The organism is Micromonospora globbae (assembly GCF_003610785.1).
In the GTDB taxonomy this organism is placed as follows: Bacteria; Actinomycetota; Actinomycetes; order Mycobacteriales; family Micromonosporaceae; genus Micromonospora; species Micromonospora globbae.
In genome coordinates, this window is sequence record NZ_RAQQ01000016.1 from 68245 (window position 1) to 81322 (window position 13078).

The 13078-nt window shown below is 75.4% G+C and carries 12 protein-coding genes; 8 read left to right on the top strand and 4 right to left on the bottom strand.

Features of this window, described 5'->3' with window-relative positions:
• The first annotated feature begins 278 nt into the window (after positions 1–278).
• Positions 279–548, top strand: a complete 270-nt coding sequence (locus tag D7I43_RS21355) for a hypothetical protein (RefSeq protein ID WP_120330320.1) — start codon at positions 279–281, stop codon at positions 546–548.
• Entirely contained in the window at positions 548–1585 is a 1038-nt protein-coding gene (locus D7I43_RS21360; RefSeq protein ID WP_120330321.1) for a hypothetical protein, read from the top strand. The genes D7I43_RS21355 and D7I43_RS21360 overlap by 1 nt, the downstream gene beginning before the upstream one ends.
• Positions 1586–1684: 99 nt before the next feature.
• Here D7I43_RS21360 and D7I43_RS21365 read toward each other — a convergent pair whose 3' ends face one another.
• The gene (locus D7I43_RS21365) at positions 1685–2914 is read right to left on the bottom strand and encodes an acyl-CoA dehydrogenase family protein (protein ID WP_240033084.1); all 1230 of its coding nucleotides are present in this window, start codon (positions 2912–2914) and stop codon (positions 1685–1687) included.
• Positions 2915–3125: 211 nt separating this feature from the next.
• On the opposite strand from D7I43_RS21365, the gene D7I43_RS21370 reads away from it, so the two are divergent.
• From D7I43_RS21370 to D7I43_RS21400, 6 genes are all read left to right on the top strand, one after another.
• Positions 3126–3815 carry a hypothetical protein gene (locus D7I43_RS21370; RefSeq protein WP_120330322.1) on the top strand — a complete coding sequence of 230 codons (690 nt, stop codon included), beginning with the start codon at positions 3126–3128 and terminating at the stop codon, positions 3813–3815.
• 25 nt (positions 3816–3840) lie between these two features.
• Positions 3841–5952: a sensor histidine kinase gene (locus D7I43_RS21375; protein ID WP_120330323.1), complete on the top strand. Its 2112-nt coding sequence runs from the start codon at positions 3841–3843 to the stop codon at positions 5950–5952.
• Complete coding sequence (locus D7I43_RS21380) at positions 5949–6611, top strand: response regulator (protein ID WP_240033085.1); 663 nt, start codon at positions 5949–5951, stop codon at positions 6609–6611. Before D7I43_RS21375 ends, D7I43_RS21380 begins: the two co-directional genes overlap by 4 nt.
• Positions 6612–6739: 128 nt before the next feature.
• Positions 6740–7669, top strand: coding sequence for an LLM class F420-dependent oxidoreductase (locus D7I43_RS21385; protein ID WP_120330324.1), 930 nt, complete (start codon positions 6740–6742; stop codon positions 7667–7669).
• Between the two features lie 165 nt (positions 7670–7834).
• Positions 7835–8689 (top strand): hypothetical protein, encoded by an 855-nt coding sequence (locus tag D7I43_RS21395; RefSeq protein ID WP_120330326.1) that lies wholly within the window; start codon positions 7835–7837, stop codon positions 8687–8689.
• Between the two features lie 140 nt (positions 8690–8829).
• Positions 8830–10068, top strand: a complete 1239-nt coding sequence (locus D7I43_RS21400) for an FAD-binding protein (protein ID WP_120330413.1) — start codon at positions 8830–8832, stop codon at positions 10066–10068.
• Positions 10069–10072: 4 nt separating this feature from the next.
• On the opposite strand, the gene D7I43_RS21405 is transcribed toward D7I43_RS21400, so the two are convergent.
• From D7I43_RS21405 to D7I43_RS21415, 3 genes are all read right to left on the bottom strand, one after another.
• Positions 10073–11218, bottom strand: coding sequence for a site-2 protease family protein (locus D7I43_RS21405; RefSeq protein WP_120330327.1), 1146 nt, complete (start codon positions 11216–11218; stop codon positions 10073–10075).
• Between the two features lie 57 nt (positions 11219–11275).
• On the bottom strand, positions 11276–12130 hold the full coding sequence (locus D7I43_RS21410; RefSeq protein WP_120330328.1) for an alpha/beta hydrolase: 855 nt from the start codon (positions 12128–12130) through the stop codon (positions 11276–11278).
• A gap of 176 nt (positions 12131–12306) precedes the next feature.
• Entirely contained in the window at positions 12307–13023 is a 717-nt protein-coding gene (locus tag D7I43_RS21415) for a TetR/AcrR family transcriptional regulator (RefSeq protein ID WP_120330414.1), read from the bottom strand.
• Between the last annotated feature and the right edge of the window lie 55 nt (positions 13024–13078).

The window sequence follows — 13078 nt, forward strand, 5'->3', positions numbered from 1 at the left end:
GCTGATCTGTCTGATAACGGACAGGACGCCGGGCGGCTTCACGTCGCACTGTTGTAGCAGGTCAGAGGCGCCCGAGCCACCGCCACCAGGACCGGCGCACCGCCGCGCCACCGGCCACCCGCCCGCACGAGCGGCCCCCGGCCGGCCGGAACCTGGCATCCCGGAGGAGCCGCGGCGGACCACGCCCCGGCAGCTCCGGTCGTTGCCGCAACCCACGACCACCGCCGGTCCGCCGGCCACGAGCCGGTCCGGCGCCGAGGAAGGAAGGAGGGGCCGGCATGGCCGCTCCCACCGCGACCGCGACCCTGAACGCGTCGACCTACTCATCCGGCGACCAGATGACCCTCACCGTCACCTACGGTGACGCCGACACGAGACCGCTGACCGTCACGATCGTGGTCACCGACGCCCAGGGCAACAGCAGCGCCCCCGTCCGCGTGGCCGCCGTCATCGACCCGCTCACCGTCACCGTCACCGACGACTCCGGCCGATCCTGGGCCCGGCTGTCCGACAACGGCGCGGTGGCCGTCTACCGGGCGGTGGCGTGATGCCCCGGGTGACGGTCACGGTGCGCGACTCCGGCGGGCGCACGGCCACGGCGACCGCCGACTACTCCATCGCGGCGCCGGTGCTGGGCGGTTACTACCTCTCCGGCGGCGCCGACCCGACGGCCGACATCGCGGGCGGCAACATCCGCTCGCTCACCCAGTACCGCAGCCTCGCCGACGGATACGTGTTCCCCGGCTACCAGAAACAGTGGCTCACGACGCTCGGCAGGTCGGGCGTCCAGGTCAACATGGTGCTGGAGCTGAAGCACTACGGCGCACCGAACGCCGGCCCGCAGACCTTCGCCGTGGACGGCACGTCGTACACCGTCCCGGCGCCCGCCATGACCATCCAGCAGCGCCCCGGGACGACCTGGCCCAAGGCGTACGGCTACGGCCAGGTGCTCGCCGGGCAGTGCGACGGCCTGCTGGCCCGCGCGCTGTCCCAGTACCGCGCCCTGGGCTTCCCGGTGAACATCCAGCTCGCCTCCGAGTTGGACACCGACCACGAGTTCGGCACGTCCGAGGCGGGCCGGGCGTACACCTGGGCGGAGTCGGACGCCCGGGCGGTGCAGGCCATGACGTACATCGTCAACTGGTTCCGGGCGCGCTCGCTGCCGGCCGGCACGACGTTCTCCGTCGGCGTCGGCGGCTTCGACCGCGCGTGCTTCCAGCGCACCCACCCCGAGTCGCTGATGTCGCGCCTGGACCACCTCCAGTGGAACGTCTACGCGACCGCCGCCAACCACACCGCCCTGGACCGCTTCCGGCGTACGAGGGACTGGGCCGTCGCCGACCTCGGCCCCGTCGCGCTCTCCCGACCGGTGATCATCGCCGAGTGGGGCGTCCGGGTGGCGGAGATCCCGAACCAGGCGGCCTGGATCGCCACCGTCCCGGCGGCCATCGCGAAGCTGAACGCCGAGCGGGGGCCGAGGATCGTCCGCACGAACTACTTCAACTCCGGCTGGGGCACGCTGTCGCCCAAGGCGCCGGGCCTCGCGGCGCTCAAGTCCGCGTACGCCACCCGCCCGTACGTCTGACCGCCACGACGGCGACGGCCGGCCGCCCGTGGTGCCCCGGGCGGCCGGCCGCGCCTTCCACCCGCTCGCGGGCAACCCCCCGGTGCCCGGAGCGGGAACTCAGTACGCCAGCTCCACCGGGCGACCCAGCAGGCGGGCGCCGTTGTTGCCCAGCCAGCCCTCGGCCGCCGCGGCGTGCTGGCTGAACGTGTGGATGTCCCGGAACCGGCGTTGCAGCGGTGCGCCGTCCCGGGACGCCCCGCCCCCGGCCGCCCGGTAACAGGTGTCCACCGCGGCCATCGCCCGCTCGGTCACCCACGGCAACGCGGCGGAGACCCGCGGGTGGAGCCCGGCCACCGCCGCGGGGTCGGTGGCGCAGGCCGCCCACAGGTCGTCGGCCAGCTCGCGCAGCAGCGTCCGCGCGGCCCGCACGTCCAGCTCCGCCCGACCGAGCTGGATCCGGAACGCCGGTGAGTCGGCCAGGGACTGGCGGGCGTAGAGCCGCTGCCTGCCGCCGTCGAGCATCGCCACCATGTCGTCCAGCGCTCCCTGCGCGATGCCGACCGCCACCGCGCCGAGGTGCAGCACGAAGTGGACCAGCGGCGCGACGAAGCCCGGCCCGGGCACGCAGGGCGTCCCGGTGAACAGGTCGAAGCTGTCGCTCGCGGCGCAGAACTCGTCCGACACCTCGATGTCGTGACTGCCGGTGCCGCGCAGGCCGAGCGCGTGCCAGGTGTCGTGCACGGTGACCCGGCCGGCCGGGAACAGCATCGAGCGCAGCTCCGGCGGTGCGCCCGAGGGCCCGGGCAGCGGCTCCCCGTCGCCGGTCAGCACGCAGTTGCCGAAGATCAGGTCGGCGTGCCGGCTGCCGCTCGCGTACGCCCAGCGCCCGGTCACCTGGAAACCGCCGTCGGCCAGCTCCGCCCGGCCCTGCGGGGCGAACCCGCCGGCCACCACCACGTCCGGGCCGTCGGCGTAGATCTTGTCGAACCGCTCCCTCGGCAGCATGGCCAGCAGGTGCGGCGTCTCCGAACCGATCATCACGGTCCACCCGGTGGAGCCGTCGGCCCGCGCGAGCGTCTCCAGCACCCGCAGCCCCGTCCGCAGGTCCGCCTCGTACCCGCCGTGGCTGCGCGGCACGAACATCCGGAAACAGCCCGCCGCCCGCAGCGCGTCGAGCAGATCGCCCGGGATGTCGCGGGCCGCCTCGATCTCGCCGGCGCGCCGCGACAGCTCCGGCGCGAGTTCCGTCACGGCCTCGACCAGCCGGTCCTGCTGCTCCATCGGCTCCTCCTCGCGCTCGTCGGCCCGCTCCGCCGCCCCCGGCGGGCGGGTTCCACCGTGGAGCACCGGGCGACCCGACCGCCAGGGACATCGGCACCGTCCGGCCGGGACGTCGAGGAGGATCCCGCGGACGTCCGAACGGCCGGAGTCCGGCGACGAGCGGAAGACGCCCGGGCGGTCGGGACACCGCGCACATGCGGCCGGGACACCGGGACGTGGACGCTCGCGGGCAGAGCGCGGCCGGCACGCGGCGGCGCACGTCCCGAGGAGGTACCGCATGTCCGTCTCCGTCGACACCGTCCCGACCCCGGCCGCCACGACCGCCGCGTCCCACGGACGCGGCTGGGCACTGGCCGGCACGGTGGGCGGTCTCACCGGGCTCGTCGGGCTCTTCGTCACGGTCGCGGCCACCGACGCCGACACCGCGCTGTTCGCGGACAACGCCCGCTACGTCGGCTCACTGGCCGGCAACGAGGCGTACGTCTGGGCGTACCAGATCGTGACGAGCCTGGCCGCCGGCTGCCTGGCCGTCTTCGCGGCGGGCCTGCGGCGCCGCCTGGCCGCGCGGGAACCCGCCGGCGGCCTGCTTCCCGACGTGGCCGCCGTGGGGCTGCTGCTGACCGCGGCGCTGCTGCTGGTCGGCGGCGGCGTCGCCACCGAGCTGTACTTCGGCCTGCTGCACCTCGACGAGACCGACCCGGACACCCTGGCCGGCCTCGCCGCCGGCTACAACACGTTCCCGTGGGTGTGGGCCGGTGTGGGGCTGACGGCGGCCGCCGTGGCGGTCGCCGGGCTGCGCCGCCGCGCCGTGAGCCGCTGGTTCGCGGTGTTCAGCCTGCTGGTCGCCCTGCTGGTGGCCGCCACCCAGCTGGTCCCGTTGCAGTACCTCGCGCTGGTGCCGGGCGGCCTGTGGGCGACTGTCGCCGGACTGACATTCGCGCTGGAGCGTCGGAGGATCGGCAACTGACCGCTCGGCTGCCAGGATTCCGGGCATGCCAGTTCAGCCGGGCGGACCGGACGCCGCGGACCGGGCGGCGGCCGGTGGCGACCGTCGCCACCCGGCCGCCGCGTGGTCGGTTCTCGTCGGGTGCGCGCTCCTCGTCGTCGCCACCGCGGTCTGCTGGGCGGCCGCCCGCCGGCCGTGGGGGCTGTCCCAGCTGTACTTCCTTGTCGACTTCACCGACTGCGCCGTCTACGGCGCGGTGGCCTGGCTGATCCTGCTGCGCCGCGGTCACCCGGTGGCGTGGCTGCTGGCCGCCACCGGGGTCGGCGGCGGGGTCAGCGCGCTCAGCGCCCAGTACGCCGACCTCCTCACCGTGCATCCGACCCTGCCCGACCCGGTGCTGCTCACCTCCGCGCAGTACTGGGCCTGGGCGCCCGGCATGCTCTCGCTCATCGTCGTCCTGCCCTGGCTGGTCCGGGAGGGACGGCTGCCGCGGCCCGCCCGGGCAGCGGTGCTCGCCGGCACGCTGGTCGTCGCCACCTTCGAGCTGTTCCAGCTCACGTGGCCCGGCCCGACCGCCGGTCCGGGCGCGCCGCTGCCGATCCGCAGCGCCGCCTGGGCGGACCTCATCGTGGCGGTCCAGCCGGTGGTGATGGCGGCCGTGCCGCTGCTCGGCCTGGTGGCCGCCGCCGGGGTGGCGTGGCGCTGGCGGGCCGGCCCGGCCACCGAGCGGGTCGGTCTGGGCTGGCTGGCCGTCGGCACGGTGCTGCTCGCCCTGAGTTTCGGTCCGGTGGCGCTGCCCGCCGGCCCGGCCGCGCACCTGGCCGACTGGCTGGCGCCCACGGCGATGCTCGCCTCACAGGCGTTCTTCCCCGCGGCCGTCCTCGCGGTGGTGCTGCGGCAACGGCTCTGGGGCATCGAGATCGCCGTCCGCCGCACCCTGGTCTGGTTCCTCATGACGTTCCTGCTGGTCGCCGCGTACGTGCTGGGAGTCTCGGCGCTCGACGCGCTGCTGCCGACCACCCCGGCCGTGCCCGGCGTGCTCGTCACCGCGCTCGTGGCGGCCGGCGTGCAGCCGGGCCGGATCCGGGTGCAGCGCTGGGTCGACCGGCTGATCCACGGCGCCGCGGCCGAGCCCCTCGGCGTCGTACGCCGCGTGGGCCACCGCATCAGCGCCGCCGAGGACCCCGCCGACGTGCTGACCGGGGTGGCGCAGAGCCTCACCGACCTGCTCCGCCTCGGCGCCTGCGGGATCGTCGTGGACGGACCGGAGCCGTGCACGGCCCACCACGCGTCCGCCGGACCGGTGGGGGAGCCCCTGGTCCTGCCGCTGCGTCGCGGTGACCGGGAGGTGGGCCGGCTCACCGCGTGGGCCCCGGCCGGCGAGCGGCTGGACGGGCGGACCAGGGCCGCTCTCGTGGACCTGGTGCCGGTGGTCTCCTCGGCGGCCAGCCTCGCCGCGACCAGCCGGGCGCTGGTCGCCTCCCGCGCGCGGCTGGCCGACGCGCGTGACTCCGAGCGCCGCAAGCTGCGCCGCGATCTCCACGACGGGCTCGGCCCCGCCCTCGCGGGCGTCGCGCTCGGCCTCCAGGCCGCCCGCAACCTGCTCACCACCGACCCGGCCGCGGCCGGCCACCTGCTCGAACGCCTGCGGGACGAGCTGGACCAGGGCGTCGAGCAGATCCGCGACCTGGCCCGCGACCTGCTCCCCCCGGTGCTCGGCGAGCGCGGTCTGGCGCCCGCGCTGCACGAGCTGGCCCAGCGGTACGAGCGGTCCGGTCTCACCGTGCGGGTGGCGGCGCCCGCCCTGCCGCTGCCGGAGCCCGTGGCCACCGCCGTCTACGGGATCGTCGCCGAGGCGATGGCCAACGCGTACCGGCACTCCGGCGCCCGTAACTGCGACATCAGCGTGGAGCGGGACGCCTCCGGCGTGACGGTCCGGGTCGGCGACGACGGCGGCGGCATCCCGTCCGGGGCGCCGACCGGCATCGGGATGCTGTCCATGCGGGAACGCGCCGAGGGGATCGGCGGCAGTTGCCGGATCGGCCCGGGCCCCGCCGGTGGCACCGTCGTGACCGTGCACGTCCCCGACGACCGGTGCGCCGTGGCCGGCGACCCGGACCCGGCGGCGGTCGCGCGTCCGGCGGCGGTGCCGTCGTGAGCGCGGGCGGCGCGGACGAGATCCGGGTGGCCGTCGTCGACGACCACCCGGTGTTCCGGCTGGGCATGACCGCGCTGCTGTCGTCCACGGCCGGGCTGCGGGTCGTCGGCGAGGCGGCGGACGCGGACGGCGCGCTGCGGGTCGCCGACACCGTACGCCCCGACGTGATGGTCATGGACCTGCACCTGGGCGGGCGCTCCGGCGTGGAGGCGACCCGGGAGATCGTCGGGCGGCACCCGGACATCGGCGTGCTCGTGGTCACCATGCTGGACGACGACGACTCGGTCTTCGCGGCACTGCGCGCCGGCGCCCGCGGCTACCTCCTCAAGGGCGCCGCGCCGGCCGAGGTGGAGCGCGCCGTGCGGGCGGTCGCCAACGGCGAGGTGCTGCTCGGCCCGGTGATCGCCAGCCGGGCGGTGGGCTTCCTGGCCGGGGCGCGCACGGCCGGCCCGGTGCCGTTCCCGGAACTCACCGACCGGGAACGCGAGGTGCTCGACCTGGTCGCCCAGGGCCTGAGCAACGTGGTCATCGCCCGCCGGCTCACGTTGAGCCCGAAGACCGTGCGCAACCACCTCTCCAACGTGCTCACCAAGCTCCAGGTCGCCGACCGAGGCCAGGCGATCCAGCGGGCCCGGCAGGCCGGGCTGGGCCAGGTCTGAGAGGTCGTCGACGGGCGGCCGGGGCTGTGCGCCGGTGTGCCGCCGGCCCCGCCGGTGGCGTGCCGTGGCGCCGGCCCGAGTGGCCGGTCGCCCGGGCGGCGCCCGGACCGGCTCCATATGCTCGGGGCATGGAACTGCGGATCTTCACCGAACCCCAGCAGGGCGCCACCTACGACGACCTGCTCGCCGTGGCCCGCTGCGCCGAGGACGCCGGCTACGGCGCGTTCTTCCGCTCCGACCACTACCTGAAGATGGGTGAGGTGAGCGGGGAGCCGGGCCCCACCGACGCGTGGACGACCCTCGCCGGCCTGGCCCGCGACACCAGCCGCATCCGGCTGGGCACCCTGATGACCGCCGCGACCTTCCGCCTCCCCGGCCCGCTGGCGATCACCGTGGCGCAGGTCGACCAGATGAGCGGCGGCCGGGTCGAGCTGGGCATCGGCACCGGCTGGTTCGCCGAGGAGCACACCGCGTACGGCATCCCCTTCCCGTCGCTGGCCGAGCGGTTCGACCGGCTGGAGGAGCAGCTGGCCGTCATCACCGGCCTCTGGGCGACGCCGCGCGGCGATACGTTCAGCTACGACGGGCGCTACTACCCGGTGGCGGACTCGCCGGCCCTGCCGAAGCCGGTGCAGTCCCCGCGCCCGCCGATCCTGCTCGGCGGCATGGGTCGCCGGCGCACCCCGCAGCTCACTGCCCGGTACGCCGACGAGTTCAACCTGCCGTTCGCCTCGGTGGCGGACTCGGCGGCCCAGTTCGACCGGGTCCGGGCGGCGTGCGCCGAGATCGGCCGTGACCCGGCCGAGCTGTGCTGGTCGAACGCGCTGGTGCTGTGCTGCGGGCGGGACGACGCCGAGGTGGCCCGCCGGGCCGCGGCCATCGGCCGGGAGCCGGACGAGCTGCGCGCCAACGGCCTCGCCGGCACGCCCGCGGAGATCGTCGACAAGATCGGCCAGTACGCGGCCGTCGGCAGCCAGCGCATCTACCTCCAGGTGCTCGACCTGAGCGACCTGGACCACATCGAGCTGGTCGCCGCCGAGGTGATGTCGAAGCTCTGACCGCCCGGACGGCGCTCCCGCCGGGGCGGCGGCGCGGGGGTCGGCACCGGCGTCGGGGCCGGCGGGGGCGCCGGCGTGGGCCGGGGCCCGGGCGACGACGCGTCCGGGAACCCCCCGGAACGTCGCGGGAGTCGGTGACTGCTCATGGGCGTAGGGTTCCCCCGGATGCCGGTGCCAACCGTGCCCGATCGGCGGGTGCCGCACCGGCCGGCCCGCCGGGAGGATGCGCACACCGACGACCACGGTCAGGACGGGGGTCAGGACGTGGAACTGCGCCGCAACCACGGTTCGCTGGTGCTGCCGGCGGTCTGCGTACTGGGCGGCGTGGTCCTGCTGGCCCTGCCGAGCGAGCGGTCGCTGCTGCGCAACCTCGTGGCGATCGGCGCCGTGGCCCTGGGCGGTGTGGTGCTGCTCGGCGCGCTGCGTCCGTTCCGGTTCGGCATCGGGCCGGACGGGATCACGGTACGGCGGCCGGGGCTGCGCCGGCTCATCCGGTGGACGGAGATCCAGGCGCTCGTGCTCGACGCGCCGCCGCCCGTCGCGGGCGTCCCGGCCCCGCCCCGCCTGCTGATGGTGCCCGCCCCGGGGGTGGCCCTCGACGCGCCGTCCACCGCGCGGCACCCCGTCGACGGCCGTCCCGCGGTGGAGCTGCTCGACCTCGGCCAGGTGCGGGAGAGGCCCGACGATGTGGCCGCCGCGCTGGCCCGGCACGGCGGGGAGCGGTTCGTCGACCTGCTCGCCCGCCGGCGGGCCGCCTTCCCGGTCGACGACCTCACGATGGGGCTGCGCGGCTACGAGACGAGCCCCGTCGACCGCCTCATCCGCCAGGGGCAGGAGGCTCTGGCCTGGGGTGGGGCGCCGGAACGCCAGGCGGCCCGCGCCGCCGTCGAGCAGGCCCGGGCGGCCGGTCTCACGGTCGCCGCCCGCGGCTACAGCACCGCACAGGTCGACGAGGCGCTGCGGTCGCTCAGCGCCGCCCTCGCCGACGACCGCACGACCGATCGGGAGCCGAGCACGTGACCCACGAACGCACCGACCCCGCCGTACCGCGTCAGGTGGAGGCCGTCGCACCGGACGCGCCCGTGCCGGCCGCGAGCGTGCCGGGCAGCGCGACAGCCGCCGGCGCCGTGACCGCCGACGGTGCCGCGACCGGCGGCGGTGTGCCCCGGCGGAACTGGGCCGGGAACGTGCGGTACTCGGCCCGGGCGTACCACCGGCCGACCAGCGTCGACGAGCTGCGGCGGCTGGTCGCCGGCAGCCGGCGGGTGCGGGCCGTGGGCAGCGGGCACTCCTTCAACCGGCTGGGGGACACCGACGGCGCCCTCGTCAGCCTGGCCGGGCTGCCGCCGGAGATCAGCATCGACCGGGAGCGGCGGCGCGTCACGGTGGCCGCCGCCCTGCGGTACGGGGACGTGGCCACCCACCTGCACGCCGAGGGGTGGGCACTGGCCAACCTCGCCTCGCTGCCGCACATCTCGGTGGCCGGCGCGGTCGCCACCGGCACGCACGGCTCGGGGGAGGGCAACGGCAACCTGGCGAGCGCCGTGGCGGGGCTCGAACTGGTCACCGCCGACGGCGACCTGCTGCGCGTCGACCGCGACGCCGACGGGGACACGTTCGCCGGCATGGTGGTCAACCTCGGCGCGCTCGGCGTCGTCACCCGGGTCACCCTCGACCTCGTGCCGGCCTTCGAGATCCGGCAGTACGTCCACCTCGACCTGCCCCGGGAGGAGCTGGACCCGGCGTTCGCCTCGGCGTACAGCGTCAGCCTCTTCACCGACTGGCGTACCCCCCGGATCAACCAGGTGTGGCGCAAGCAGCGGGCCGGCCAGCCGGCGCCGCCGGCCGGCTGGCTCGGTACGACGGCGGCCGGCGCGCCCCTGCACCCGGTGCCCGGCATGCCGGCGGAGAACTGCACCCCACAGCTGGGCGTGCCCGGGCCCTGGCACGAGCGGCTGCCGCACTTCCGGCTCGGCTTCACCCCGAGCAGCGGCGACGAGTTGCAGTCGGAGTACCACGTGCCGCGCGCCGCGGCCGCCGAGGTGCTCGCGGCGCTCGACCCGATCGCGCACCTCATCGCCCCGGTGCTGCAGATCTGCGAGCTGCGCGCGGTGGCGGCCGACCCGCTGTGGCTCAGCCCGAACCACGACCGCGACAGCCTCGCCGTCCACTTCACGTGGATCGACGACGCCGACGCCGTGCTGCCCGTGGTGGCGGCCGTCGAGGAGCGGCTGGCGCCGTGGCGGCCCCGACCGCACTGGGGCAAGGTCTTCGACATGGCCCCGGAACAGGTGGCCGCCGCCTACCCCCGGTACGCGGACTTCGCCGACCTGCTGCGCCGGATGGACCCGGAGGGCGTCTTCCGGACGGCGCTGCTCGACCGGTACTTCCCGCGCTGACCGATCAGCCCGGTCGGTCGGCCATCTGGTCGCGGAGGCTGCCGTGCTGCACCGCGCGGCTGATGTCGCTGGGGGAGACGATGCCGACGAGCCTGCCCTCGGTGACCACGAGGGCGCGCCCGTCGGCGCACTCGCTGAGCCGGGGCAGCAGCTCGTTCAGCGGCTCGTCGGGCGTCGCGAGCACGAGCTGTTCCTCCCGGCACGCCACCTCGGCCAGCGTGGTCGCCGGCCGGCGGTCGGCCGGGATGCCGCGTACCCGGTCGAGGGTCACGAGGCCGACGGGCCGGCCCCCGTCCTCGGTGAGCGGCAGGGCCGAGTGCCGGTACGCGAACAGGTAGTGGTCGACGAAGTCCGCGACGGTCATGTCCCCCGAGGCCGTCTGCGGCTGCGGGGTCATCACGTCGGCCACCCGGACACCCTGGAGGGCGCTGCCCATCCGGGCCTGCCGCTCCTCCATCCCGGCGGCGCCGATGAGGAACCAGCCGATCAGCGCCAGCCAGAGCCCGCCGAAGCCCCGGCCGGCGATGAACTGCCACAGGCCCACGACGATGAGCAGCGCGCCGAGCACCCAGCCGGCCCGCGCCGCCACCACCGACGCCTTCGTCCGGTCGCCGGTCCAGCGCCAGACCCCCGCCCGCAGCAGCCGGCCGCCGTCCAGCGGGGCCGCCGGCAGGACGTTGAACACGGCCAGCAGGATGTTGATGCCGGCCAGCCACGCCAGCACGCCGAGCAGCAGCCCGCGGTACCCGACCTGCGCCAGGATGATGGCGAACGCGCCGAAGACGACCCCGATGATGAGGCTCACCAGCGGGCCGATGCCGGCGATCCGCAGCTCCGCGCCGGGACTCTTCGCCTCGCCGCGCAGCTCGGCGACCCCGCCGAACAGCCAGAGGGTGATGCCGCCGACCTCCAGGCCGTTGTTCTTCGCCACGATGGCGTGGGACACCTCGTGCGCCAGCAGCCCGAGGAAGAAGACCACGGCCGCGACCAGCCCCGACAGGACGTACAGGATCACCGGACGGTCCGGGTAGGAACGGGGGAACTGGCTGGCGGACAGGCCCCACCAGATCAACGCGAAGATGACCAGGACGCTCCAGTTGACCCCGACGGGTACACCCGCGACCCGGCCGAGCCGGAAACTCGCCCTCATGGTCCGGTGGTACCCGGTGAGCGCCCCGCCATGCGGAGACGGGCGGTCCGGCTCCCGTCAGCGGCGGGGGTTCTCGCTGGAGATGGTGGCCTCGCGGGGCATGGCGGCCGCGTGCTGTGCCCAGTCGAGCGCGTAGTCCGCGACCTCCTCCCAGCCGTCCTGACCGACGGTGAAGTGGGACCGGCCGGGGAACGGGTGGTACGCGGTCAGCGCCCGGGACTTCGTGTACAGGGCCGCGTTGCTGCGCACCACACCCGGCGGGATCACGTGGTCGGCGCCGCCGGCGATCAGGAGCAGCGGGGCCCGGTCGTCGCGGCGGGTGTCGACCTCGGCCGCCGAGTTGGGGTCGAGGTTGGCGAAGACCGACTCGAAGAGCACGTGCCCGGCGCCGGGGACGGCGTAGCGCTCCCAGGCCCGGTCGGAGTCCGCCCGGCTCATGGTGTTGCCGAACGCGTAGTGGAAGTCGTCCTGGGTGAACGGCACGGCCCGGTGCCGGTTGGCCGGGTTGCGCAGGATCGAGAAGCCCGAGCGCAGGGTGCTCAGGGGCAGCTTGACGACGCCCTTGATCGGGGCCGGGTGGATGGCCACCCCGGCCGCGCCGAGCCCCTGGCCGACCAGGATCTGGGTGACGAGCCCGCCGAAGGAGTGGCCCATGATGATCGGCGGGCGCATGAGGCCGCGGATGGTACGGGCGTAGTGGTCGACGATCCGGCCGAGTCGTTGCCCGGCGATCGGGGTGGGATCCTCGCGCAGCTGCTCGACCTCGCCCTCCATGCCGGGCCAGGCGGGCGCGAGCACCCGCAGGCCACGGGCGGTGAAGCGGTCGACCCAGTGTTCCCAGCTGCGGGGAGTCATCCACAGCCCGTGGATCAGTACGACGGTGTCGGCGTCCCCCTGCGGCGCGCTGCCCATGAGCGTCCCCTCCCCGTGTCCGCGTGCGGACCGGCGGTTACCCGGCTCGCGCGGCGGGAATCCTGCCGGCCGGTCCGGTGCCGGTGGTGCGCGGCCGTCCCGCGGCGAGGACGCGCCCGGCGGCGCAGGGCCACGGCCGCGCCTGCCGCGGGTGGGAGCGCTCGTGCGCGGGGCGGTCAGGCGGGCTCGGCGTACCGGGCCACGCCCTGCACGAGCAGGTCGAGGCCGAACGCGAAGCGCTCGTCGCCGCCGCCGGCCATCAGGGCGTCCAGGTTCGCGAGGGTGTGCGGGAAGCGTTCGGCCGGCAGACTGAGGTAGTACTCGCGCAGTTGCGTGAGCATCCCCGTCCAGTACCCCTCGACGTCCTTGCCGGAGGCGCGGACCTTCTCGCCGAACAGTGCCCCCTCGTACGCGTCGCCGGCGATGTAGAGGAAGAGCCGGTCGAGGAACCACGCCGCCGGTTGGGGCGGCACGCCGCCGGCGAACAGGATGGCCAGCATCCCCTCGGTGACCCGCAGCGCGTTGGGGCCGGTGGGGATGGTGGCCAGGGAGGCCAGCGCGAGGTGGGTGTTGGCGGCGTACACGCGGTACGCCTGCCAGGCCACGTCCTTGATCTGCTCCGTCCAGCGCCGCGGGTCCGGTTCGGGGACGGTGATGGTGGCGCTCACCCGGTCCAGGAGCAGCTCCAGCAGCTCCTCCTTGCCGGAGACGTGCGCGTAGAGCGAGGCCGGGCCGGTGCCCAGCTCCTGGGCGACCCGCCGCATGCTCAGCCCGCCCAGACCCTCGCGGTCGAGGACGGCCAGCGCCGCGTCCACCACCGCCTCCTGGCTGAGCGGGCGGCGGGTGCGGCCGCGGGACGGGGTGCGCCAGGGCGGGTCGGGCAGTTCGCTCACGGGGACCTCCGGGTCGGGGACACGAACATCGTACTTGCCGACGAGCACTGTTCGT